Origin of the sequence: Variovorax sp. CCNWLW225 (assembly GCF_037204045.1) — a bacterium.
GTDB lineage: Bacteria > Pseudomonadota > Gammaproteobacteria > Burkholderiales > Burkholderiaceae_C > Variovorax.
In genome coordinates this window covers 306,562-326,524 of record NZ_JBBCBV010000001.1, presented here as the reverse complement: position 1 = coordinate 326,524, position 19,963 = coordinate 306,562, and the positions used below count along the sequence as shown (strand labels likewise).

Below are 19,963 nucleotides of genomic sequence, written 5' to 3'. Positions count from 1 at the left end.
TGAAGGAGGGCGTCGGTTCAGGCCTGCCAGACGCCATAGCCGTTCGCGCGCAGCCGGATGCCGAGTTCGACCTCCATCGACCGCGCGTCCTCGTAGCTCATCGGGTTGTAGCGCTCATAGAGGGCGGGCAGCAGCCGCAGGCCGAACTCCTGCACGAAGGTGTTCGCCTGGATGCCGGCCTTGTGCTTGTCGAAGCGAATGTCCGGGTCGAGCCCGGTCATTCCGACATAGACGAAAGGCTTGCCGAGTTGATAGTCGGGATTGGCCCGCCTGAAGCGGCCATGGTTCCATACGCGGTCGTCGAGCTCGACCACGTAGACATGATGCTTGGCGCGTGGTTTGCGCGGCATCCCTACGCAGCCCCCCGGAATCAGCTCTTGCGCTTGATCAGGCCGTAAAGAACAAGCAGCACGATCGCGCCGAGCACCGACGCGATGAAACCGGCGCCCTGGCCCGCGGTGTACCAGCCCATGGCTTGGCCGACATAGGTCACGATCAATGAACCCGCAACGCCGATCAGCGTGGTCACGATGAAGCCGGCGGAATCGTCGCCCGGCTTGACGGCCCGCGCAACCAGACCCACGATGAACCCGATCAGAATAGTCCAGACGATGCTCATGAAGAAGTTCCTTTGGCGGTGAATTGGAAGAAGCGGGAAAGCATTGCCCGTTGATTCGGGCGACGATCATGATAGCGGAGCAAAACCGGCTCCACGGGCCGGGAAATACATCGGATTTGCGTTCGAGAAATTTGGCGCGGACGACCGCCAGCTCTTGTATGCAGCGGCGTCCTACAGGGTGAACTGCCGGACGGGGCTATACCGAAGCCATGCTCGAAAAATTGCCTGAAGTCATTGGCCACGCCCTGCACGGCGTGCGTGCCGGCCTGGACAAGATCGTTTTCAATACGCTCGGAATGCGGCAGGGCATGGCGTCCATCGCCCTGACCAGCGTGGCATTCGTGGACCATGGGCCGCTGCCCCCGCGCTATACGGCCGACGGCGAAGGCTTGTCGCCGCCGCTTCAGTGGGCCCAACTGCCGGCGGAAACCACTTCGTTGGTGCTGGTGGTGGAGGATGCCGACTCGCCAACCCCGAATCCGCTGGTGCATGCGATCGTGGTGGGGCTGCGGCCGAGCGACGGCAAGCTCGACGAGGCCGCAATTCCGAGCCGCGACAACGAAGGCACTGCCGGCCTGCAGGTTGGCCGCAACTCGGGACTGCAGGCCGCGTGGCTACCGCCGGACCCGCCTCCGGGGCACGGCGCGCACCGCTACGCCTTTCAGTTGTTTGCGCTCGGCAGCGCGCCCTCGTTTTCGTCCACGCCGGGGCGCGACGAAATATTCGAAGCGCTGCGCGAGCATGCACTGGCGAGCGGCCTGCTGATTGGCACCTGCGAAAGGCCGGACGGCTCCATCAAGATCGAGAAGACCGCGCCGGCGGGCCCTTTGGCAACGGGTTGAGCAGGGTTTCAAGCGTCTTTGAATGCCCCGTTGGCGAAAACGGGAGTTTTTGACGCTACAATTGCGGGCTCTTCGGTGGCTGTAGCTCAGCTGGTAGAGTCCCAGATTGTGATTCTGGTCGTCGTGGGTTCGAGTCCCATCAGCCACCCCAAATACTTTCCCTGACTGCTATTGCGCAATAGCGTCCAAGGGACATCAACGCCGGGCCAGCCCCGGCGTTGTCATTTCCGGCTGTTGCTGCCGTTGGGGCTTAACCCCCTTGTATTCCCTCTTTTTGTTCGATAAGAACGCGCGAGCCAAGTGCGCTTTGCATTGTGCGCCGCCGCAAACTAACGGTGCGCCCCGGGTTTTTTCTGGTACCGGCATGCTTGTTTTAAATTGGAATTGAATTAAAATCCGCCCCGTTTCCAATTTTCAGGAGTCCACAATGGCTTCGACCCTTGCCGATATCAATTCCCAGATCAAGAAGCACGACGAGCTGATTGCGCAATTGCGCAAGCAGGCCGAAGACCTTCGCAACCAAGAACGTGCGGGCGTCATTGAAGAGGTGCGCAAGAAAATCGCCGAATACGGTTTGACCGCTTCCGATCTGAAACTCAGCGCACGCGGCGGGTCGGTCAAGCGCGGCAACGCGGTTCCCGGAGCCAAGGCAGCGGCCAAATACCGCGGCCCGAGCGGTGAAACCTGGTCTGGCGGTCGTGGCCGCAAGCCGCGTTGGGTGACTGAAGCCTTGGCCGCCGGCAAGTCGCTTTCCGAGTTCGAGATCAAGTAAACGCTCGACAGGGCCTTCAGCCAATAAAAAAGCCCGCATCTGCGGGCTTTTTTATTGCGAGCGTGGAACCAACCGGGCGCAGGGCGCTCAGTTCACCATGACGAGTTTTCCTTTGACGCCGCGTGAGCCCATGTGGGCGTAGGCCGCTTTCAATTCTGCCATCGGCATCGTGCTGTCGATCACGGGCTTGATCTTTCCCTGGCCGTACCACTGCGCCAATTCAGCCATCATTTGTGCATTGGCCTTGGGCTCGCGCTTGGCAAAATCGCCCCAGAACACACCAACCAGCGATGCGCCTTTCAGCAGCGTCAGATTCAATGGCAGCGACGGAATCGGGCCCGATGCAAAGCCGACCACCAAATAGCGGCCGCGCCAGCCGATCGAGCGAAATGCCGGCTCCGCAAAATCGCCGCCCACCGGGTCGTAAATGACGTCAGGCCCCTTGCCGTCGGTCGCCGCCTTGATGGCGTCGCGAAAGCCGTTTGGAAGCGTATGCGTCGTGTAGTTGATGGTGACATCGGCGCCAATGGAGCGGCAGAGTTCGCATTTCTCGTCGGTGGAAGCCGCCGCAATCACTTTTGCACCGGCTGCCTTTGCGATTTGTATGGCCGCGGTGCCCACGCCGCCGGCGGCACCCAGCACGAGCACAGTTTCCCCGGCCTTCAGCTGCGCCCGGTCCATCAGCGCATGCCACGATGTGGCATAGATCATGATGAACGCCGCCGCGTCGACATGGCCGAAGCCTTCCGGCAAAGGCATGCAAAGCGCGGCCGGCGCCAGCGTGTGGGTTGCGAAGCCTCCGGTTCCCGAAAGGCACGCCACGTTCTGGCCGATCGAAAGATGCGTGACGCCTTCGCCCACCGCCTGGACGATGCCGGCGTATTCCGAACCGGGCACGAAGGGCAGGGGCGGCTTGATCTGGTATTTGTTCTGGACGATCAGCAGATCGGGGAAATTGAGGCTGGCAGCCCTGATTTCGATCAGCACCTGGCCCGGACCCGGCGTTGGTGTGGGCAGTTCCTTCCAGGTCAGCGCATCGACGCCGGTGGGGTTTTCGCAAAGCCATGCGTGCATGCTCGGGTCTCCTTGGATGAGTCGTGTGTGGGCAATGAATGCGAGGCGATGATAGGGGGCGCGGCAGGGCGCCGTTGTCCCTGCTGCGACGCACCCGGCGCCTACAATCCGGGGCACCCAGAAGCACCATGAAGATACTTATTTCCAATGACGATGGCTTTCAGGCGCCGGGCATCGTCGCATTGCACGACGCCCTGAAAGACATCGCCGATGTCGAGGTGGTTGCACCCGAGCACAACAACAGCGCCAAGTCGAATGCGCTGACCTTGGCCGCACCGCTCTATGTGCACAAGGCGCACAACGGTTTTCGCTACGTCACGGGCACACCGGCCGATTGCGTCCATATCGCGCTCAAGGGGCTGCTCGACTACCGGCCCGACCTGGTGGTGTCCGGCATCAACAACGGCGCCAACATGGGCGACGACACCATCTACTCGGGCACCGTCGGCGCGGCGATGGAGGCATACCTGTTCGGCATTCCGGCCATTGCGTTCTCGCAGATCGAAAAAGGCTGGGCGCATGTCGATGCGGCCGCGCAGGTGGCGCGCCGGCTGGTTCAGCGGATCGAGAGCGAGCGCATGATCGAAGGCGGCGCTTTCCTGCTCAACGTGAATGTGCCGAACCGGCCGTTCGAGGAGCTCAAGCCGATCAAGGTTTGCCGGCTCGGCCGCCGCCACGCGGCGGAAAAGGTGATTACGCAGGAAAGCCCGCGCGGCGAAACGATGTACTGGATTGCGGGCGCCGGCAGCGCCAAGGACAGCGGCGAGGGCACCGACTTTCACGCAACCGCCGCCGGCCACGTGGCACTGACGCCGCTGCAGATCGACCTGACCGATCACGCCAACCTGGGGCAATGGCGCGAGACGGTAGCCCGTCTCGGCAACTGAGCATGGCCACGCAACGGCCTGGTTTCCCGGTTCGCCTGACACCCACCGCATCGGCCGCCACGCGAGGGCGCATGCCCGCCGTGCCGGCCAAGCCAATGGTGCCGGCCACCCCCTCGATGGCTTCCGACGCCGTGCGCGCGCGCATGGTGCAGAAGCTCGCCGCCCAAGGCATTACCGACCCCCGCGTGCTGCGGGCGCTGGGCGCGGTGGAGCGGCATCGTTTTGTCGACAGTGCGCTGGTCAACCAGGCCTATGAAGACACGAGCCTGCCCATCGGGCTGGGCCAGACCATTTCCAAGCCCAGCGTGGTGGCTCGCATGATCGAGCTTCTGCTGGGTGCGCCTGCCTTGGTGGGCAAACCGCAAGAGCGGCTCGGACGCGTGCTCGAAATCGGCACTGGTTGCGGCTACCAGGCTGCGGTGCTGAACCATGTGGCCACGGAGGTCTACAGCATCGAGCGCTTGCGCGGGCTGCACGAGCGCGCGCGCGCCAACCTGCGGCACTTCCGGCTCGCGACCGTGCACTTGATGCTCGGCGACGGCATGGTTGGCTACGCCAAGGGTGCGCCCTACGCAGGAATCATCGCCGCCGCTGGCGGCGAAGCGGTCCCGCAAGCCTGGACCGATCAACTCGCAGTGGGCGGACGCATCGTCGCGCCCACGCAATCGGCGGGGGGCGGACAGGCCCTCGTCGTCATCGATAAAACCGCCCGTGGACTGGAGCGCCGCATTCTTGAGGCGGTTCACTTTGTCCCCCTAAAATCGGGCATCGCTTGAAGGAACAACACATGCAGGGTTTTGGCAATCGGAGTTGGTGCGCTGGTATCACGTTGGCCGTTGTGCTCGTGATCGCGGGCTGCGCCGCACCGCGAGGGCCGGCGCCGGTCGAAGACCGTGGCACGATGACGCGCGCCCCCAATGCGGCACCCGGAGGCCCGCTCATCACCACCGATGCGTCGGGCAAGCCGCTGCCCGGCATCGAGAACTATGGCAAGCCGGGCTACTACGCTGTGCGCCCCGGCGACACGATTCGCCGCATCGGAATCGAAACCGGCCAAGGCTGGCAGAACATTGCACGCTGGAACAATCTCGAGAATCCCGACCTGATCGAAGTCGGCCAGGTGCTGCGCGTGGTTCCTCCGGTGGGGCCGACGTCCACCACCGTGGCGGCCGCGGCCGCTCCCGCCGAGGGCGCCGTAACCAAGCCTGTGACGCCGCCCGCGGTGTTGCCCGCGGCGCCCGCGAGCGCGGCGGCCAGCAAGCCGCCGGTCACCGCATCGCCATCGGCACCCGCCGCCAATTCGGGCGACGAGGATCTCGGCTGGATCTGGCCCGCGCACGGCACGCTCATCGCAGGGTTCGACGACGCCAAGAACAAGGGCTTCGATATCGGCGGCAAAGCCGGCGACGCAGTCCTGGCCGCGGCCGATGGCCGCGTGGTCTATGCAGGCGCGGGCCTGCGCGGCTACGGCAACCTGATCATCCTGAAGCACAACAACACCTACCTCACGGCGTATGCGCACAACCAGACGCTGCTCGTGAAGGAAGACCAGTCGGTGCAAAAGGGACAGAAGATCGCCGAAATGGGCAACAGCGACGCGGACCGTGTCAAGCTGCACTTCGAAATCCGTCGCCAGGGCAAGCCTGTCGATCCGGCACGCTACCTGCCGAGCCGGTAATGCCATGGCCGCCTCTCGCCCCCGTCGCACACTGCCTGTGCGCCGGGCGGTGGGCAAGGGCGAAGCGGCCGCAGACAACAATCCAGAGAGCACGCCCGCAAGGCCCGGCCGTGCTGCCGCAGACCCGATTGCGTTTGCCGAACCGCTAGGCGGCGAGGGCGCGGATGCCCTGACCATCTACCTGCGGCAGGTGCGGCGCACGGAACTCTTCACGCCCGAGCAGGAATACCAGGCCGCATGCGCTGCCCGCGCCGGCGACTTTGCAGCGCGGCAATCGATGATCGAACACAACCTGCGGCTGGTTGTGAACATCGCCAAGGCGTATCTGGGCCGCGGCGTGCCGCTCTCCGATCTGATCGAGGAAGGCAACCTCGGCCTGATGCACGCGATCACCAAGTTCGAACCCGAGCGCGGCTTTCGCTTTTCCACCTATGCGACGTGGTGGATCCGGCAATCGGTCGAGCGAGCCGTCATGACGCAGGCGCGTGCAATCCGCCTGCCCGTGCAGGTGGTGCGCGAACTGCAGCAGGTGCTGCGGGCCCGCCGCACGCTGGAGGGCGATTCAGACTTCCTGGCGAACCGGCCCGACGGTGTGCGGGTGGAAGACATCGCCGCATTTCTGGGACGCGAAGTGCAGGCAGTGGCGGAGCTGCTGGCGCTTGCGGAGGCGCCGCGCTCCCTGGATGGCGGCGACGCGCACGGCGACGAGGGCTTTATCTTGGCCGACACCGTGGCCTCCGACGACGAGCGAAGCAGTCCGACCGACGTGACCCACACGCACGAGGTCGAACGCCTGCTCGACCAATGGGTTCATGCGCTCGATGCGCGCGAGCGCGAGGTGCTCGAAGGTCGCTACGGCCTGCATGACCGGGAGCCCGAAACGCTCGAGGTCCTGAGCGTTCGGCTGGGCCTGACGCGGGAGCGCGTGAGGCAGATCCAGAACGAGGCGCTCGCCAAGATGCGCCGCCAGCTGGTCCGCTCCGGTGTGGGGCGCGACGCCTTGTTCTAGGCGGCGCCGGCGCAGCCGCGGGAGGCCGGGCCGGCGCTGAGACAATCGGGGGATGACGGAATCCACTGAAGAAAAGAAAGTCCCCACGAAAGCGGCCGGGAAGACCCCGGCCAGCGCCCCGGACGAATGGCTCAAGGTCGAGTCGCTCGACCTGGACGCGCAGGGCGTCGCGCACAACGCCGAGGGCATGGTCGTGTTCATCGAGGGCGCCTTGCCCTTCGAGGAAGTGCAGCTCAACGTGCACCGGCGCAAGAACAACTGGGAGCAGGGCACGGTCACCGCAATCCGGCGTGAATCGTCGCAACGCGTGCGCCCGGGCTGTCCGCATTTCGGGCTGCACACCGGCGCGTGCGGCGGTTGCAAGATGCAGCATCTGGACGCCGCGGCGCAGGTGGCGGTGAAGCAGCGTGCGCTCGAAGACAACCTGTGGCATCTCGGCAAGGTGCGGCCCGAGAACGTGCTGCGGCCGATGGAAGGGCCGGCCTGGCACTACCGATACCGCGCCCGGCTCTCGGTGCGCCACGTGGTCAAGAAGGGCACGGTGCTGATCGGGTTTCATGAGCGCAAGAGCCGGTATCTCGCCGACATGCAGGTGTGCCCGGTGCTGCCTAAGCAGGTCAGCGACATGCTGATGCCGCTGCGCGCACTCATCGGCTCGATGGATGCACGCGAGACCTGCCCGCAGATCGAACTTGCCTGCGGTGATGCGCCGGGAACGACCGCGCTCGGCACAATCGCGCTGGTGCTCAGGCACCTGGAGCCGCTGTCCAGCGCGGACATCGGCCGCCTGAAAGCGTTCGCGGCGCAGAACCCCGGCGTTCAATGGTGGCTCCAGGCCAAAGGCCCCGAGACAGTGAAGCTGCTGGAAGAGGGCGGCACGCCGCTGTCGTACGAACTGCCCGAGTTCGGCGTCACCATGCCGTTCAAGCCGACCGATTTCACGCAGGTCAACCCGCACATCAATCGCGCGCTGGTGGGCAAGGCGCTGCGCCTTCTCGATGTGCAGCCGCAAGAGCGGGTGATCGACTGGTTCTGCGGGCTGGGCAATTTCACCCTGCCGCTGGCCAGCCGTGCGCGCGAGGTGCTGGGCATCGAAGGCAGCGACACCCTGGTGGCGCGCGCAAGCGACAACTTCAAGAAGAATGAACCTGCCACGCTGGCCAGGCGGGCGCTTTCGCCGACCCGGTTCGTGGCGCGCAATCTCTTCGAAATGACGCCCGCCATGCTGGTGGCCGACGGCAGCGCGGACAAGTGGCTGGTCGACCCGCCGCGCGAAGGCGCTTTTGCGCTTGCCAAGGCCATGGCCGACCTGCACCTGCAGCCGGAACTGAGAACCGACGGCTGGACGCCGCCGAAGCGCATCGTGTACGTGAGCTGCAATCCGTCCACCTTGGCGCGCGATGCCGGCCTGCTCGTACATCAGGCGGGGTACCGGTGCACGTTTGCCGGGGTGATCAACATGTTTCCGCACACGGCGCACGTGGAGTCGATTGCGGTATTCGATCTGGCATGAAAAAAGGGCCCGAGAGGGCCCTTTTTTAGTTGGCGCCGCGGGGCGCCTTCGCTCGGTTCGATCAGTCGCGTTCGCCGCCGGCAATGCCCAGCAGGGCCAGCAGGCTCTGGAACACGTTGAACAGGTCCAGGTAGAGCGCGAGCGTGGCGCTGATGTAGTTGGTTTCGCCGCCGTCCATGATCTGCTTCAGGTCATAGAGCATGAAGGCCGAGAAGATGCCGATGGCGGCCACCGAGATGGCCATCATGCCGGCGCTCGAGCCGACGAAGACGTTGATGATGGAGCCCACCATCAGCACCATGGCGCCGACGAAGAGCCACTTGCCCATGCCGGACAGGTCGCGCTTGATCACGGTGGCCAGCGAAGCCATCACGAAGAACACGCCGGCGGTGCCGCCGAACGCGGTCATGATGAGCTCGGAGCCGTTCTTGAAGCCCAGCACCATGGCGATGAGCCGCGACAGCATCAGGCCCATGAAGAAGGTGAAGGCCAGCAGCACCGGCACGCCGGCGGCCGAGTTCTTGGTTTTCTCGATGGCGAACATGAAGCCGAAGGCGCCGCCGAGGAAAACGATAAGGCCCAGCCCGCCCGTGAGCGAGCGGGTAATACCGGTGCTCACGCCGATCCATGCGCCCAGCACGGTGGGCAACAGGCTCAGGGCGAGCAGCCAGTAGGTGTTGCGCAGGACGCGTTGGCGCTCAGCCTGCGGCAGCACCTGGCCGTAGCCGGTGGAAGTGTCGAGGGTGGTCACGCGGTCGTTCATGGCAGTAGCTCCTTGGGTTGCTGCACTGACGCAGTTGGGCGCATTCTAGGGTTCTGCAAGAGGGGGTGATACAAAGACCGTATGGATGATGGTCCTAAGGGCGCCGGGACCGGCCGGCTCTTTGGCCGTTATGCTCTTGGGTTTTACGCAACCGACGCTCCAAATGAAGACCAAGTCCTTCCTCGAACTCGCCGACGTCAAGGCCATTGCCGCAGCCGCGGAAGCCGAAGCCCTCAAGAACAACTGGGCCGTCACCATTGCCATTTCGGACGACGCAGGCAACCTGCTCTGGCTCCAGCGCCTGGACGGGGCTGCGGCCCTGTCTTCGCACATTGCACCGGCCAAGGCCCATACGGCAGCCATGGGCCGCCGCGAAAGCAAGGTCTACGAAGACATCATCAACGGCGGCCGCACTGCGTTTCTCACGGCGCCGGCCGTGCAGGGCCTGCTGGAGGGCGGCGTGCCGATCGTGAAGGACGGCCAGGTGATCGGCGCCGTGGGCGTGAGCGGCGTCAAGTCGAACGAAGATGCGCAGATTGCCAAGGCCGGCATCGCAGCGCTCGGCCTTTGAAGTAATTCGTCCGGCGGGCTGTGCCCCGCTGAAAGCAAAACGCCGACTTCAAGGTCGGCGTTTTCTTTTCGGGTATTCAGCGTGAAAAAAAGCTTGGCTAGTCGGCGAACCGTTGGCTAGCAAAAAACGACCCTTCGGAGATGAATCTCCTGGAGTCGCCCCACGATGAAACTTGCGTGAAGGGCGGGCTGATGCTTACTTGGTAAGAATCAGCTTGCCGAGTTTGGTCGCCTGAAGACGATAGAGGGAGCCGTTGTGCATGATGCCCACGGTCTTGCTTCCCTTGAGAAGCTCCGTGCTTTCGACCATCGGCGCCGGACGGGGGGCCTGGATGGACGCATGTCCGCCACCCGATTGGTCGAGCGACGGATGGCTCAGAACAGAAAAGGCGTTCGGTTTGGCTTGCATCTGAAATTCCCCTTATCGAAGCGATGAGTGAATGATAATGATTCGCAATAAAAAGTCAATCGCGGCGATCAACTTTTTTTGCGGCATTCAGTGACTTACTTCGCGTCGGGTTCGGTAATGAAGCCGATCTTGCGCACGCCTGCCTCGCGGGCCGCAGACATTGCCTTGGCCACGCGCTCGTAGCGCACTTCCTTGTCGCCGCGGATGTGCAGCTCGGGCTGCGGGTTCTTGGCGGCCTCGGCCGCGAGGCGGCCAGGCAGCTCGCCGTCGGCGATCTTCTGCTCGTTCCAGTAATAGTCGCCCTGGGCAGAAATGCTGAAGAGGATGTTCTCCGGCTTGGCCTGCTCGGGCTCGCTGGTGGCGCGGGGGAGGTCGATGTTGACCGCGTGCTTCATCACCGGCACGGTGATGATGAAGATGATGAGCAGCACCAGCATGACGTCGACCAGCGGCGTCATGTTGATCTCGTTCATCACCTCATCGGGTTCGTCCTGGGTACCGAAAGCCATGATGCTCAGCCCTTCTTGAGCGGAACCACGATGGCGTCCCCGCTGCCGCTTTGCACGCGCGCGCCGGTCACGAAGTAGGCGTGCAGGTCATGGGCAAAGCTGTTGAGCTTGGTCAGCACGAACTTGTTGCCGCGAACCAGCGCGTTGTAGCCCAGCACCGCCGGAATGGCCACTGCCAGGCCCAGCGCAGTCATGATCAGCGCCTCGCCGATGGGGCCTGCCACCTTGTCGATAGTGGCTTGGCCGGCCGAGCCGATGCTCATGAGCGCGTGATAGATGCCCCACACCGTGCCGAAGAGGCCGATGAACGGCGCGGTCGAGCCGACGGAAGCCAGGATGGCAAGGCCGGTTTGCAGGCGCGCCGTGAAAGCGTCGATGCCGTTGCGCAGTGCGCGCGTGATCCAGTCGCTCACGTCGAGCGCATCGTGCAGATGGGCCTTGGTGTTGCGGTGGTGCGCAGCCGCTTCACGGCCTTCGAGCGCCAGTGCGCGGAACGGGTTGCTGTCGTCCTTGCCGAGCTTGTTCAGCGCGGTTGCAAAGTCTTCGCTGTGCCAGAAGTCCTGCGAGTGCTTGGCAAGGCGCTTGTATTTGATGACGTCGAGGGCCTTGACGATGATCACGATCCACGACGCAAGCGACATGCCGATCAACAGCACCGCGACGGCCTTGGTGACGAAATCGCCCTGGTTCCAGACGTTCATCAAGCCGAATTGGGATTCCATACGAAGTTGCTCCAGAGAAAAATTAGTTCAATTTGAAGGAGAAGGGCGCCCGCAGCAGGTAGGTCGTCTGTGCGTTGCCTCCTGTTTGCCTGAAGGGCGTGACCTGGGCGGTTCGGGCGGCGCTCAGCGCCGCTTCGTCGAGGCGTTCGAAGCCGCTGGATTTGTAGAGTTCGACCCGCTTGGCGAAGCCTTCGCTGTCGAAGTAGATCGAGACGACCGTCGTTCCCGATTCGCCCAGGCGCCGGCTCATGCTCGGGTAGACGAGCTTGGGCTCTCTTATATAGCGGGTCTGGCCCTCAGAGATCTCGATCATCCGCGGTGCCGGCGGGGCGGGGGGCGCGGGCGGCGGTGCGGGTGGCGCAGGCGGAGCCGGGGCCTCGACCGGGGGTGCGGGGGGAGGCGGCTCGGTCACGCCCACGGGCGCAGCGGGGGCGGGTGTCGGCTTGGGTTCGCGAACTGCCACCGGGCGGGGCGGAGGCTTGACGGCCTCGGGCTTGCGCTGGGGGGGCGGCGGCGGTGGGGGAGGCGGCGGCTCGGCCGGCTTGGGTGGTTCGACGAACTGGCTCAGTATTTCTACAGGAATCACCACTTCGGCAGCGCGGCGCAACAGGCCGCTTTGCAGCGCCCACAGCGCGGCTGCATGAAACAGGATCACGCCTCCGGCAATGAGTGCATTGCGCGAGAGGCCCAGAACGGAGGGAGGGGGGGCAAAGCGGTCAGACACGATCAACCAATTCGAATGCGGGCACGCACGGAACGCGCCCCGATTGCAGCAAAACCGCTACGACTACTGTTACTTACGAAAGATCCACCAGACGGAGCCTGCGACGAGTATCAGGCTGCCGCCGATTGCCGAGAAGAGTTCCATGCCTTGCTTTCCGAAATGGAGGTGGCAAGCTGGATCGCACTCGTTCCGGATTCGCGGTTCAACGCGGCGACCGGGTGCGAGGCGCTGCACTGCGCGACGATATCGCGCGCACAACCTTCACATTGACCACACTGGGTGGCCACGCCAAGCTCGAATTGCACTTCGTCGAAAGTCATGCCGGCCCGCACATGACGTGCGATTTCACGGTCGGAGACTCGGCGGCAGACGCAAACGATCATGGCGGTGAAAGCGGCAGTGGCTGGCTGGTTTGGGTTCGAGCCGATTATAAATACGAATCTCTCGCATTTTCAATAACTATGGCCGGAGAGAGGCCTTCCGTACTGTTATGGGAGAAAGTAGCATTTTGACAACAGCGAATCTAAATGTGAATGATTAAGACTACGCCGGCACTACACTCCAGCCCAATTTCGGCAAGCCACTACCGTTAAAGCGGTCCCAGCCAGCCATTCAAACCAGCCGTTTGGCTTTCTGGGAGGTCATCTTGTCCAATGTTGCCGGTCGGCGCGCTCGTGTGTCGCGCCCCAAGTCTTCTTCTGTTTCCGCCGCCGGCAGCCTGCCGCGAGAAGCGGCAGTCCTGCCTTTTGGCGCGCTGATGCTGGCCGCTTCGGTCAGCAGCTGGGCGCAGACACCGCCGGCCACGGTGCAGGGCGGCACGCTCGGAACCGTCACGGTGACCGAGCAGGCCGAAGCGCAGGGCAAGGACCAGGTCCAGACCAGGAAGACCAACATCGGCAAGGGAACGCAAGAAATCCGCGATATTCCCCAGTCGATCAACGTCATCACAGAGAAGCTGATCGACGACGTCAAGCTCGACACCCTCAAGGACGCCTTGCACTACTCGGCTGGCATTACCTTCGCGGCAACGGAGAACGGCACCGACCAGGACATCCGTCTGCGTGGTTTCCCAGTGGCCACCGTGGGCGACCTGCTGATCGACGGCATGCGCGACCCTTCGCAGTACGACCGTGACACCTTCAATCTCGAGCGCATCGAGGTGCTGCGCGGCTCCGCTTCGATGATTTTCGGACGCGGCTCCACGGGCGGCGTGATCAACCAGGTCTCCAAGAAGCCCTTGCTGGCCGACCAGACCGACGTGGAAGCCACGGTCGGCTCGCGCGGCTACTACCGCACCACGGCGGACTTCAACGTTCGCACGGGCGAAACCTCGGCATTGCGAATCAACGCAATGTGGAACAAGGCCGACAACGGCGGTGCCAAGATCGACAAGTACGGCATTGCGCCTTCGTACAGCTGGGGCGTCGGCACGGCCAACGAGTTCACCGTGGGGCTGTTCCACCTGAACGTGGACAACGTTCCGCTATCGGCGGTTCGCTGGGTGGCGACCGGCCGGCAAGGCATTACCGGTTACAGCGCAACCGGCGTGCCGACGGTCGGCAGCCTGGGCACCCTCGCGCCTGTCAAGCCCGGCAGCTTCTACGGCACCACGGCCGACAAACTCCTTGGCAAGGCTACCTACGGCACGGCTTCGTGGCTCCATCGCTTCGACGACGGCGGCGAACTGCGCACCCAGGTGCGCTCGGGCACCTTCGACCGCAACCAATGGTCGACGGCCGCCGGGGCCAGCACCACGTTCGGTGCCCCCACCACGCTGGCCAATTTCAGCGAATACACGATGCTCACCCGCAGCGGCCTGACGCCGCGCAAGGATGAGTACAAGGGCACCTACCTGCAAAGCGACTACAGCAAGGAGCTGAACTGGGGCGGCATGAAGCACCAGCTGCTGGCCGGTGTCGACGCCTCGAAGGAGGAGGCGAGCCGCTACCAGAACGACGCCTTCTTCAACAACAGCTTCCGCGGCCGCGCGCTGGGCTCGCGAGCCAACACCTTCGTCGGCACGCCGAACGACGGTGCGGGCCTGAGCGGCACGTTCGTGGAGCCGGTGTACCGCGATTCCAGCGCCTATTCCGCGAAGTCGGTCGGCATCTACCTGCAAGACCTGGTCCAGGTGGCGCCCGATTGGAAGGTCCTCGGCGGCGTGCGCTATGACCGACTGAGCGGTGATTTCGACCAGTACACCTATTCGAACCCCGCCTGCGTGAGGCCCACTCCGGCACCGCGCGGCTATACGCAAACGGCGAATTGCAGCGACCGTCGCGAGCGCTATTCCGCCGGCAGCCCGTTCCCGACCGTCACCAGCACCCATCTGTCGCAGGGCGCATGGAGCTACCGCGCCGGCGTGCTGTACCAACCTTCGATCACGCAGTCATATCACCTGTCGTACAGCACCTCGTTCAACTCGTCGGCCGACACCTATCAGTATGTGTCGCCCCAGACCGCGGGCACGCCGCCCGAGAAGAGCCGCAACATCGAACTGGGCGCCAAGCTCGACTGGCTCGACGGCAAGCTCTCGACACGGGCGGCCATTTTCCGTACCGAAAAGACCAACGAGCGCACCACCGATTCGGACTTCGCGGGCAGCTCCTATCTGCTGTCGGGCAAGCGCCACTCGCAGGGTCTCGAGCTCGACGTGGTGGGCCGCCTCACCTCGCAGTGGGAGGTGTATTTCTCGTACTCTTTCATTCCCAGGGCGACCATCGACCAGGTGGGCAGCACTGCAACGCCCGGTACCGTGGGCTCGCGTGTCGGCCTGACGCCCAAGCACAGCGGCGCGGCATGGATCAGCTACCAGGCCACGCCCAAGCTGCGCATTGCAGGCGGCGTGCGCGGCGCATCCGAAAACCGGCCGCTGCAAGGCGTCACCGGTGCCGCCAGCCTGGCCAACAGCACCCCCGGCTATGTGGTCGGCGACATGATGCTCGAGTACAAGTTCACGCCCGACCTGTATGCGCAGCTCAACGTGAATAACGTGACGAACAAGCTCTACGGCGATCAGCTCTACCCGGGCTTTGCAATTGCCGGTGCGAAGCGCACGGTGCTCTTCACGGTCGGGGCGCGCTTCTAAAGGTCTCTTGAGTTTCTAGAATAGCCAACGCCGTTGCTCCTTACACATGCTCTTGCACATTCGCGAAGTGCTCTCGCTCGACGAGGTTCGTCAAGCCAGGGAAATTCTGGGCCAAGCACCTTGGGAGGACGGCCGCCTGACCGCGGGCGAGCAGTCCGCCAAGGCGAAGAACAACGAGCAGTTGCGGGAAGACTGCGAAGAAACTCGTGCCGTTCAGCAACTGCTGCTAAGGGGCCTCGAGCGGCACCAGGTTTTCTTCTCGGCCGCGCTGCCGAAGCAGATTTCGCCGCCGCTGTTCAATCGCTACGGCGGTGAGTCCAACAGCTTCGGCAATCATGTGGACAGCGCGGTTCGTTTTCTTCGCGACGGCTCGGGACGGGTGCGCACCGATATCTCGTGCACCCTGTTCCTGGCCGAACCGAGTGAATACGACGGCGGCGAACTGGTCATCGAGGACACCTTCGGCACCCAGCGCGTCAAGCTTGCCGCCGGCGACATGGTGCTCTATCCGGGCACCAGCGTTCACCGGGTGCTGCCCGTCACGCGGGGCTATCGGCTGGCGAGCTATTTCTGGATCCAGAGCATGGTGCGCAGCGACGAACAGCGCCGGCTGCTGTTCGAAATGGACAACCATCTGCGCCACCTTCGCAGTAAATATGGCGAGACCGACTCCGGCGTGATCGGCCTCACGAGCACCTACCACAACCTGCTGCGCATGTGGCTCGACATTTGAGCCGCGGCATGGCGCCTGCCTGTCAGGAAACGCATTCATGATGAACAAGTCACTTCTTCCGGCCGCAGCAGTCGCGGCCGCAATTTTCTGGTCCGCATCGGCGTCTGCCCAGTTTGTCGACCACGACGCTGTCAAATGCGCACCGGTTCCCAAGGAGCAAATGCGTCCGCAGATGGAACTGCAACGCAAGCTGACCGGCGAAGGCTGGAAGGTTCGCCAGATCAAGAACTTCAATGGCTGCTACGAGGTCTACGGCTTCGACGAAAAGGGCCAGCGCACCGAAGCATTCTTCGACCCCAAGACCTTCGAGAAGGTCGGTCAGGTGAAGCAGCCGTCCTGAGGATGCGGAAGGTGCGTGCAGCGCCAGCGCGTTCGTCGGCGCAGGTCTGGGCGCTTTGGTTGCGCGCAACGCATTGGGCGCTGGTCGCCGCCATTGCCGTGGCGTGGTTCAGCGGCGAGGCGTTGCTGCGGCAGCACGAACTTGCGGGCTACGCGGCGCTGGTTCTGGTTGCGGTCCGCTGCATCGGCGGATGGCTCGGAGGCCGCTATGCAAGCTTCAGGCAGTTTGTGCGGCCTCCGTCGCAGGTGCTGCGCTATGCGTCCGAAGTGCTCGCACGGCGCGAGAAGCGCTACCTGGGCCACAACCCGCTCGGCGGCTGGATGGTCGTCGCCTTGCTTGCCACGGTAACGGCTGTCGGCGTCACGGGCTGGATGTATTCGCTGGATATGTTCTGGGGATTGGCGTGGGTGGAATGGCTTCACCGCACATTGGCCTGGACACTGGTGGCGCTGATTGCGCTGCATCTGGCCGGCGTCGCTTTCACGAGCTGGCGGCACCGGGAGAACCTGGTCAGCGCCATGTTCAGTGGGCGCAAGCGCCCCGAAGAGCCGGGCGACATCGCCTGACGGCGGCACCTCGCTCGCCGAAAAGGGGCCTGGCGGCCCCTTTTCGGAGTTCAGCCGATCTCGCCCATCTGCGACTGCAGGTAGTTCTGCAGCCCGACCTTGTCGATCAGGTCGATCTGGGTTTCGAGGAAGTCGATGTGCTCTTCCGTGTCGTCCAGAATCTCTTGCAGCAAATCGCGTGACACGTAGTCCCGAACGGTTTCGCAGTACGCGATGCCGTCCTTGATGGTGGCTTGCGCGCCGGTCTCGGCACCCAGGTCGCAGCCGAGCAATTCGGGCACGTCTTCACCGATGTTCAGCTTGCCCAGATCTTGCAGGTTGGGCAGGCCGTCCAGCATGAAGATGCGGTCCATGAGCTTGTCGGCGTGCTTCATTTCGCCGATGGATTCCTCGTATTCCTTCTTGGCCAGCTTGTCCAAGCCCCAGTGCTTGAGCATGCGGTAGTGCAGGAAATACTGGTTGATTGCGGTGAGCTCGTTCTTGAGCTGCGCCTGCAGATGTTCGATGACCTTGGGGTCGCCCTTCATGATTGTTTTCCTTGTTCTGAAAGTAGGGATTGTGAGAGGGGCGAGCGAGCTCTTGCAAGCAATCCCATGCTCCGCTGGTCTGCATGCGTTTGATGGTGATACACGTTCGTATTCGAGCAGGAGGCGAGGGTGACCTTGCCTTTGGTTTTCATAGGCCGCAGCGATACAGTCGATAGCTGATTACTATGAATTTGTCTTATTTGGTAGCTATACTCATGGCTCGCACTTATTTTTGTCCACCCGCAGCATCCAAGGAAGCAACATGTCCCTGATCAACACCCAAGTCCAACCCTTCAAGACCCAGGCCTACCTCAACGGCAAGTTCATCGATGTGTCCGACGAGACGCTCAAGGGCAAATGGTCCGTGCTGATCTTCATGCCGGCGGCATTTACCTTCAACTGCCCGACCGAAGTCGAAGACGCGGCCGACAACTACCCCGAGTTCCAGAAGCTGGGCGCCGAGGTCTACATCGTGACCACCGACACGCACTTCTCGCACAAGGTGTGGCACGACACGTCGCCCGCCGTGGGCAAGGCCAAGTTCCCGCTGGTGGGCGACCCGACCCACGCGCTGACCAACGCTTTCGGCGTGCACATCCCCGAAGAAGGCCTGGCACTGCGCGGCACCTTCGTGATCAACCCCGAAGGCATCATCAAGACCGCCGAAGTGCACTCCAACGAGATCGCCCGCGACGTCAAGGAAACCCTGCGCAAGCTGAAGGCTGCGGTCTACACCGCCGCTCACCCGAACGAAGTCTGCCCGGCCAAGTGGAATGAAGGCGACAAGACCATCGCTCCGTCGTTCGACCTCGTCGGCAAGATCTAAGCGTCCCGCGCGAAAGCCCGGGCGCTCACGAGGCCCCGGGCTTTTTTGCCCCAAGTTGATAGTCTTAAGTTATCGAAAGAGAGTCCCTCATGCTTGACACCAGCACCAAAGCCCAATTGAAGAGTTACCTCGAACGCGCCACGCAGCCGATCGAGATAGTCGCCTCGCTCGACGACAGCAAGGCCTCGGGCGAAATGCTGTCGCTGCTGAAGGACGTTGCCGAAGCGTCGCCGCTGGTCAAGCTGACCGAAAGCCGCGACGACAACCATCGCAAGCCCTCTTTCTCGGTCAACCGCCCGAGCGAGAACCATGGCCCGCGTTTTGCCGGCCTGCCGATGGGCCACGAATTCACCTCGCTGATCCTTGCGTTGCTGCAAATCGGCGGCTATCCCCCCAAGGTCGAAGACGCCGTGCTCGAGCAGATCCGCGCGCTCGACGGCGACTTCGAGTTCGAGATCTACGTTTCGCTCACTTGCCACAACTGCCCCGACGTGGTCCAGGCGCTGAACCTGATGGCGATCCAGAACCCTCGCATCCGCACCACGATGATCGAAGGCGGCACCTTCCAGGACGAGGTCAAGGAACGCCAGGTGATGGCCGTGCCCACCGTCTTCCTGAACGGCACCGAGTTCGGCCAGGGCCGCATGAGCCTGGAAGAAATCCTCGCCAAGATCGACACCAGCGGCGTCGAGCGCGAGGCGAAGAAGATCGCCGCCAAAGACCCGTTCGACGTGCTGATCGTCGGCGGCGGCCCCGCAGGCGCCGCGGCTGCCGTGTATGCAGCGCGCAAGGGCATTCGCACCGGCGTGGCATCGGAGCGCTTCGGCGGCCAGGTGCTCGACACGCTCGGCATCGAGAACTTCATCTCGATCAAGGAAACAGAAGGACCGAAGTTCGCCCATGCGCTCGAAGAGCATGTGCGCGACTATGACGTCGACATCATGAACCTGCAGCGCGCCAAGGCGCTGGTTCCGGGCAAGGACCTCATCGAGGTGCAGCTCGAAAGCGGTGCTTCGCTCAAGAGCAAGTCGATCATCATCTCGACCGGCGCACGCTGGCGCAACATCAACGTGCCCGGCGAGCACGAGTTCAAGAACAAGGGCGTGGCGTATTGCCCGCATTGCGACGGCCCGCTGTTCAAAGGCAAGCGCGTGGCGGTCATCGGCGGCGGCAACTCGGGTGTCGAAGCGGCCATCGACCTGGCCGGCATCGTGGGCCACGTCACGCTGATCGAGTTCGACACCGCGCTGCGTGCCGACGCCGTGCTGCAGCGGAAGCTCAAGAGCTTGAGCAACGTCGACGTGTTCACGAACGCGCAGACCACCGAGATCACCGGCGACCAGAAGGTCAACGGCCTGGTCTACAAGGACCGCGCGACGGGCGAGCTGAAGAAGGTCGAACTCGAAGGCGTGTTCATCCAGATCGGCCTGGTGCCCAATACCGATTGGCTCAAGGGCGTGGTCGAACTGACGAAGCACGGCGAGATCGTGGTCGACGCCAGGGGGCAGACCTCGGTACCGGGCGTGTTTGCCGCGGGCGACGTGACGACAGTGCCGTTCAAGCAGATCATCATTGCGGCAGGTGATGGTGCCAAGGCGGCGCTGGGCGCGTTCGATCATTTGATCCGCACGTCGGCACCGGCTTGAGCGACTGGAAAAACTGTAGCCCGAGTAGGTTGCAAGTTGTACAAATGAGAATTATTCTCATACAATAGTGATCAAGGGCAGCACGCCCTTTTCCGCCAGCCAGGTCAATGGGCGCAGCACTTGCGCCAAGGTCCAGCAAGCAGTTC

At 63.4% G+C, this 19,963-nt stretch carries 24 protein-coding genes and 1 tRNA gene; 15 read left to right on the top strand and 10 right to left on the bottom strand.

Annotation, left to right across the window (positions count from 1 at the left end):
- Positions 1–17: 17 nt before the first annotated feature.
- Positions 18–350, bottom strand: a complete 333-nt coding sequence (locus V9L20_RS01675; RefSeq protein ID WP_126747351.1) for a hypothetical protein — start codon at positions 348–350, stop codon at positions 18–20.
- Between the two features lie 20 nt (positions 351–370).
- Complete coding sequence (locus tag V9L20_RS01670; protein ID WP_126747350.1) at positions 371–619, bottom strand: GlsB/YeaQ/YmgE family stress response membrane protein; 249 nt, start codon at positions 617–619, stop codon at positions 371–373.
- 209 nt (positions 620–828) lie between these two features.
- On the opposite strand from V9L20_RS01670, the gene V9L20_RS01665 reads away from it, so the two are divergent.
- From V9L20_RS01665 to V9L20_RS01655, 3 genes are all read left to right on the top strand, one after another.
- Positions 829–1,461, top strand: a complete 633-nt coding sequence (locus V9L20_RS01665) for a YbhB/YbcL family Raf kinase inhibitor-like protein (RefSeq protein ID WP_337295241.1) — start codon at positions 829–831, stop codon at positions 1,459–1,461.
- Positions 1,462–1,536: 75 nt separating this feature from the next.
- Positions 1,537–1,612 (top strand) — tRNA-His (locus tag V9L20_RS01660).
- A 276-nt stretch (positions 1,613–1,888) separates the two neighbouring features.
- A complete protein-coding gene (locus V9L20_RS01655; protein WP_258505272.1) occupies positions 1,889–2,233 on the top strand; it encodes an H-NS histone family protein in 345 nt (114 codons plus the stop codon).
- An 87-nt stretch (positions 2,234–2,320) separates the two neighbouring features.
- Here V9L20_RS01655 and V9L20_RS01650 read toward each other — a convergent pair whose 3' ends face one another.
- On the bottom strand, positions 2,321–3,307 hold the full coding sequence (locus tag V9L20_RS01650) for an NADPH:quinone oxidoreductase family protein (RefSeq protein ID WP_337295240.1): 987 nt from the start codon (positions 3,305–3,307) through the stop codon (positions 2,321–2,323).
- A 128-nt stretch (positions 3,308–3,435) separates the two neighbouring features.
- Here V9L20_RS01650 and surE point away from each other — a divergent pair, with 128 nt between their 5' ends.
- The 5 genes from surE to rlmD are packed head-to-tail and all read left to right on the top strand — an operon-like array spanning position 3,436 to position 8,394.
- Positions 3,436–4,194: a 5'/3'-nucleotidase SurE gene (gene surE / locus V9L20_RS01645; protein ID WP_126748846.1), complete on the top strand. Its 759-nt coding sequence runs from the start codon at positions 3,436–3,438 to the stop codon at positions 4,192–4,194.
- A 2-nt stretch (positions 4,195–4,196) separates the two neighbouring features.
- Entirely contained in the window at positions 4,197–4,970 is a 774-nt protein-coding gene (locus tag V9L20_RS01640) for a protein-L-isoaspartate(D-aspartate) O-methyltransferase (RefSeq protein WP_258505276.1), read from the top strand.
- Between the two features lie 11 nt (positions 4,971–4,981).
- On the top strand, positions 4,982–5,872 hold the full coding sequence (locus V9L20_RS01635; RefSeq protein ID WP_337295239.1) for a peptidoglycan DD-metalloendopeptidase family protein: 891 nt from the start codon (positions 4,982–4,984) through the stop codon (positions 5,870–5,872).
- Positions 5,873–5,876: 4 nt separating this feature from the next.
- On the top strand, positions 5,877–6,881 hold the full coding sequence (locus V9L20_RS01630; RefSeq protein WP_337295238.1) for a sigma-70 family RNA polymerase sigma factor: 1,005 nt from the start codon (positions 5,877–5,879) through the stop codon (positions 6,879–6,881).
- A gap of 52 nt (positions 6,882–6,933) precedes the next feature.
- Positions 6,934–8,394, top strand: a complete 1,461-nt coding sequence (rlmD, locus tag V9L20_RS01625; RefSeq protein WP_258505281.1) for a 23S rRNA (uracil(1939)-C(5))-methyltransferase RlmD — start codon at positions 6,934–6,936, stop codon at positions 8,392–8,394.
- A 61-nt stretch (positions 8,395–8,455) separates the two neighbouring features.
- Here rlmD and V9L20_RS01620 read toward each other — a convergent pair whose 3' ends face one another.
- The gene (locus V9L20_RS01620) at positions 8,456–9,157 is read right to left on the bottom strand and encodes a Bax inhibitor-1/YccA family protein (RefSeq protein ID WP_258505283.1); all 702 of its coding nucleotides are present in this window, start codon (positions 9,155–9,157) and stop codon (positions 8,456–8,458) included.
- A 163-nt stretch (positions 9,158–9,320) separates the two neighbouring features.
- Here V9L20_RS01620 and V9L20_RS01615 point away from each other — a divergent pair, with 163 nt between their 5' ends.
- The gene (locus V9L20_RS01615; RefSeq protein WP_028258861.1) at positions 9,321–9,728 is read left to right on the top strand and encodes a GlcG/HbpS family heme-binding protein; all 408 of its coding nucleotides are present in this window, start codon (positions 9,321–9,323) and stop codon (positions 9,726–9,728) included.
- Positions 9,729–9,923: 195 nt separating this feature from the next.
- On the opposite strand, the gene hemP is transcribed toward V9L20_RS01615, so the two are convergent.
- The 5 genes from hemP to V9L20_RS01590 all read right to left on the bottom strand — a co-directional run bounded on the left by hemP (position 9,924) and on the right by V9L20_RS01590 (position 12,474).
- Positions 9,924–10,136 (bottom strand): hemin uptake protein HemP, encoded by a 213-nt coding sequence (gene hemP / locus V9L20_RS01610; protein WP_018903010.1) that lies wholly within the window; start codon positions 10,134–10,136, stop codon positions 9,924–9,926.
- 95 nt (positions 10,137–10,231) lie between these two features.
- Positions 10,232–10,645, bottom strand: a complete 414-nt coding sequence (locus V9L20_RS01605) for an ExbD/TolR family protein (protein ID WP_126748853.1) — start codon at positions 10,643–10,645, stop codon at positions 10,232–10,234.
- Positions 10,646–10,650: 5 nt separating this feature from the next.
- On the bottom strand, positions 10,651–11,367 hold the full coding sequence (locus V9L20_RS01600) for a MotA/TolQ/ExbB proton channel family protein (protein WP_258505287.1): 717 nt from the start codon (positions 11,365–11,367) through the stop codon (positions 10,651–10,653).
- 22 nt (positions 11,368–11,389) lie between these two features.
- Positions 11,390–12,094 carry an energy transducer TonB gene (locus tag V9L20_RS01595; RefSeq protein WP_443098541.1) on the bottom strand — a complete coding sequence of 235 codons (705 nt, stop codon included), beginning with the start codon at positions 12,092–12,094 and terminating at the stop codon, positions 11,390–11,392.
- Positions 12,095–12,201: 107 nt separating this feature from the next.
- Positions 12,202–12,474 carry a (2Fe-2S)-binding protein gene (locus V9L20_RS01590; RefSeq protein ID WP_258505289.1) on the bottom strand — a complete coding sequence of 91 codons (273 nt, stop codon included), beginning with the start codon at positions 12,472–12,474 and terminating at the stop codon, positions 12,202–12,204.
- A gap of 263 nt (positions 12,475–12,737) precedes the next feature.
- Here V9L20_RS01590 and V9L20_RS01585 point away from each other — a divergent pair, with 263 nt between their 5' ends.
- The 4 genes from V9L20_RS01585 to V9L20_RS01570 are packed head-to-tail and all read left to right on the top strand — an operon-like array spanning position 12,738 to position 16,818.
- A complete protein-coding gene (locus tag V9L20_RS01585; RefSeq protein WP_337295236.1) occupies positions 12,738–15,179 on the top strand; it encodes a TonB-dependent receptor in 2,442 nt (813 codons plus the stop codon).
- A gap of 46 nt (positions 15,180–15,225) precedes the next feature.
- The gene (locus V9L20_RS01580; protein ID WP_258505291.1) at positions 15,226–15,912 is read left to right on the top strand and encodes a Fe2+-dependent dioxygenase; all 687 of its coding nucleotides are present in this window, start codon (positions 15,226–15,228) and stop codon (positions 15,910–15,912) included.
- A gap of 37 nt (positions 15,913–15,949) precedes the next feature.
- Positions 15,950–16,252: a PepSY domain-containing protein gene (locus V9L20_RS01575; RefSeq protein ID WP_337295235.1), complete on the top strand. Its 303-nt coding sequence runs from the start codon at positions 15,950–15,952 to the stop codon at positions 16,250–16,252.
- An 11-nt stretch (positions 16,253–16,263) separates the two neighbouring features.
- Entirely contained in the window at positions 16,264–16,818 is a 555-nt protein-coding gene (locus tag V9L20_RS01570) for a cytochrome b/b6 domain-containing protein (protein ID WP_258505293.1), read from the top strand.
- Between the two features lie 50 nt (positions 16,819–16,868).
- On the opposite strand, the gene bfr is transcribed toward V9L20_RS01570, so the two are convergent.
- Positions 16,869–17,345 (bottom strand): bacterioferritin, encoded by a 477-nt coding sequence (gene bfr, locus V9L20_RS01565; protein WP_126748857.1) that lies wholly within the window; start codon positions 17,343–17,345, stop codon positions 16,869–16,871.
- A 262-nt stretch (positions 17,346–17,607) separates the two neighbouring features.
- On the opposite strand from bfr, the gene ahpC reads away from it, so the two are divergent.
- Together ahpC and ahpF are read left to right on the top strand one after the other, a co-directional pair.
- A complete protein-coding gene (gene ahpC / locus V9L20_RS01560) occupies positions 17,608–18,171 on the top strand; it encodes an alkyl hydroperoxide reductase subunit C (RefSeq protein ID WP_157613151.1) in 564 nt (187 codons plus the stop codon).
- 89 nt (positions 18,172–18,260) lie between these two features.
- Positions 18,261–19,817, top strand: coding sequence for an alkyl hydroperoxide reductase subunit F (ahpF, locus tag V9L20_RS01555; RefSeq protein WP_337295234.1), 1,557 nt, complete (start codon positions 18,261–18,263; stop codon positions 19,815–19,817).
- The last annotated feature ends 146 nt before the right edge of the window (positions 19,818–19,963 follow it).